Below are 2,770 nucleotides of genomic sequence, written 5' to 3'. Positions count from 1 at the left end.
GGTGTATCTCAACTTCGCCGAGAACGCGCATCTGATGGTGACCGGCCGGCGGGAATGCGGCAAGACCACCACGCTGGCCACCATCATGAGTGAGATCGAGCGGCTGTACGCCCCCGGCGCCAGCACCGCGCCGCAGACCGCGGCGCGCTCGGCACAGGTCTGGCTCATCGACCCGCGACGCCAGTTGCTGACCACGCTGGGCCCGGACTACGTGCAGAAGTTCGCCTACAACCTGGACGGCGCGGTCGCGCTGGCGAACGAGCTGTCCGCCACCCTGGCCGGCCGGGAGCCGCCGCCCGGCCTGTCGGCCGAGGAGCTGTTGTCGCACGCCTGGTGGAGCGGGCCGGAGATCTTCTTGATCATCGACGACATCCACCAGTTTCCGCCCGGCTTCGATTCGCCGTTCCAGAAGGCCGCGCCGTGGGTTACCCGGGCCGCGGACGTGGGACTGCACGTCATCGCCGCGCGCAGCTTCGGCGGCTGGTCCTCGGCCGGCAGCGACCCGCTGCTGCGGCCGCTGCACCAAGCCAACGCGCCGCTGCTGGTGATGGATGCCGACCCGGACGAGGGCTTCATCCGCGGCAAGATGAAGGGCGGGCCGCTGCCCCGGGGTCGCGGGCTGCTGATGGCCGAGGACACCGGCATCTTCGTCCAGGTGGCCGCCACCGAGCTGCGTCGGTCGCGGGAGCGGGCTGCCAGCGCCAGCCGCTGACCGGGTCGGCGCGGTGTGGCGCCGGTAACGGTGTGACGATGGTTGCTGGCGGGCTCAGCTGCCCGGCGTTCGGTGGCATTATCGGCGACCAGATTTTTATCCGTCTAGGGCACGCAGCAGCGTCGCCGGTACCGTTGGGCGGTGGTCCGGCGGGGAAAATGACATTTCTGTGTTTACCCAGGTGGCGCTCGGTTCAGCTGGGCTTCCCGGACAAGCGGGTTACCGGACTGTTGCCCCAGGTGAACAGTTGTTGTCGGCCGGTGAACAGTTGGTATCCGAGGGGGCATCGGCGGTTCCGGGCATTTACGCTCGGTCACAGAGCGATTGCTGAGGGATATCAGAGGAGGACTTTCAATGTCGTTCGTGACCGCGCAACCGGAGGCGTTGGCCGCCGCGGCCGCCAACCTGAGTGGGATCGGATCGGCGCTGAGCGCCCAGAACGCGGCCGCGGCCGCGCCGACCACCGGAGTGGTACCGGCTGCCGCCGACGAGGTCTCGGCGCTGACCGCGGCGCAGTTCGCCGCGCACGCCACCATGTACCAGCAGATCAGCGCCCAGGCGGAGGCGATCCATCAGATGTTCGTGGCCACGCTGAACAGCAGCGCCGGCTCGTATGCGGCCACCGAGGCCGCCAACGCGGTGGCGGCGGGCTAGGCGGGCGACGATGCTCGGTCTACACGGGTTCCTGCCCCCGGAGATCAACTCCGGGCGGATGTATGCCGGTGCCGGCGCCGCGCCGCTGCTGGCGGCGGCCACGGCCTCCGACGGCCTCGCCGCCGAGCTGCACTCGTCCGCCGCCGGCTACCACGCGGTGGTCGCCGGCCTGAGCAGCGAGGGCTGGCTCGGGCCGGCGTCGATGGCGATGGCGGCGGCGGCGACGCCGTACGCGACCTGGATGAGCAGCACCGCCGCAAAGGTGGAAGAGGCCGCCGCCCAGATGCGCGCGGCGGTGGTCGCGTACGAGACCGCGCACGCCGGCGTCGTGCACCCCGGAGTGGTCGCCGCCAACCGCGCCAACCTGGCCACCTTGATCGCGACGAACATGCTCGGCCAGAACACGCCGGCGATCGCGGCGAACTGGGCGGAGTACTTCGAGTACTGGGTGCAGGACGCCACCGTGATGGATGCCTACTCGGTCGCGTCGACGAACGCCTCGGTGCTGACCGAGCACACCCCCGCACCGTCGATCACCGACCCGGGTGGCGACCTGGCACGCGACGCGGCGGCCCGTCAGACCAACGCCAACGACGTCGGCACCCAGGTGCAGCACACGCTCGGGCAGGTGGTCTCGCAGATTCTTCCGGGATCGGGTTCGGGATCGGCCGCGGCGAGCGAAGGAAACACGCTGGGCTCGATGCTGGGGCTGATGAGCGTAAAGGACGCGCTCGGCTGGGCGACGTTGGCCCCGCAGAACGGCAGCTACCTGTTCTCACTGGCCAATTCGCTGCAGTCCCTCGGGAAAGCGTTCACCAGCGTCGCCCCCGCGGCGGCCGCCGCAGCGGGTGCCAGTTCGCTGGCACCGGCGCTGGGTGCCGGAGCCACCGGCTTCGGCGGGCTGGGCAGCCTGGCCAGCAGCGTCAGCGCCGGGGTCGGCCAGTCCGGCACGATCGGCGCGCTGTCGGTGCCGCAAGCCTGGGCGGCGGCGGCCCCCGCGGCCAGCCCGATGGCTTCGCTGGTCCGCGGCGTGCGCCCGGTCTCCGGAACGAACCCGGCGGGCATACTGAACGGGGTGCCGATGCTGGCCAATGCCGCGCGCGCCGCCGCCGGCAGCGGCAGCGGCCAGTTCGGTGCCATGCCCCGATTCGATCTTCGTCCGAGCGTGATCCCGATGTCGCCGGCTGCCGGGTAATGGAAGGGGGGCCAGTCATGTGTTTCGGGCCGGTCTGCCGGTACGCAACGGCGTAGCCTGCAGGTATTGACCGGCGACGGGTGAGAACAACCAGAGTCGATTGAATTTCAGATAAGGAGACAGTTATGCCTTCACGTTTTATGACCGATCCGGATGCGATGCGGGCGATGGCGGGCCGGTTCGATGTGCATGCCCAGACCGTCGAGGAT

The 2,770-nt window shown here is 70.0% G+C and carries 2 protein-coding genes and 2 pseudogenes; all 4 read left to right on the top strand.

The window, feature by feature from the left end; translation table 11 throughout:
• A pseudogene (locus tag AC2VNT_RS00825) lies at window positions 1-712 on the top strand (type VII secretion protein EccC); the annotation flags it as partial.
• Window positions 713-1,066: 354 nt separating this feature from the next.
• The gene (locus AC2VNT_RS00820) at window positions 1,067-1,366 is read left to right on the top strand and encodes a PE family protein (RefSeq protein WP_486945053.1); all 300 of its coding nucleotides are present in this window, start codon (window positions 1,067-1,069) and stop codon (window positions 1,364-1,366) included.
• Between the two features lie 10 nt (window positions 1,367-1,376).
• A complete protein-coding gene (locus AC2VNT_RS00815) occupies window positions 1,377-2,561 on the top strand; it encodes a PPE family protein (protein ID WP_486945052.1) in 1,185 nt (394 codons plus the stop codon).
• 125 nt (window positions 2,562-2,686) lie between these two features.
• Window positions 2,687-2,770: pseudogene (locus AC2VNT_RS00810) on the top strand (WXG100 family type VII secretion target); the annotation flags it as partial.

The organism is Mycobacterium sp. TH-M15 (genome assembly GCF_057473705.1).
The sequence above is the reverse complement of the archived record's forward strand: the minus strand, read 5'-3'. Positions and strand labels throughout refer to the sequence as shown.

Coding starts and splice junctions, on each gene's coding strand:
- AC2VNT_RS00815 (WP_486945052.1), top strand. CDS start 1,377: ATGCTCGGTCTACACGGGTTCCTGCCCCCGGAGATCAACTCCGGGCGG.
- AC2VNT_RS00820 (WP_486945053.1), top strand. CDS start 1,067: ATGTCGTTCGTGACCGCGCAACCGGAGGCGTTGGCCGCCGCGGCCGCC.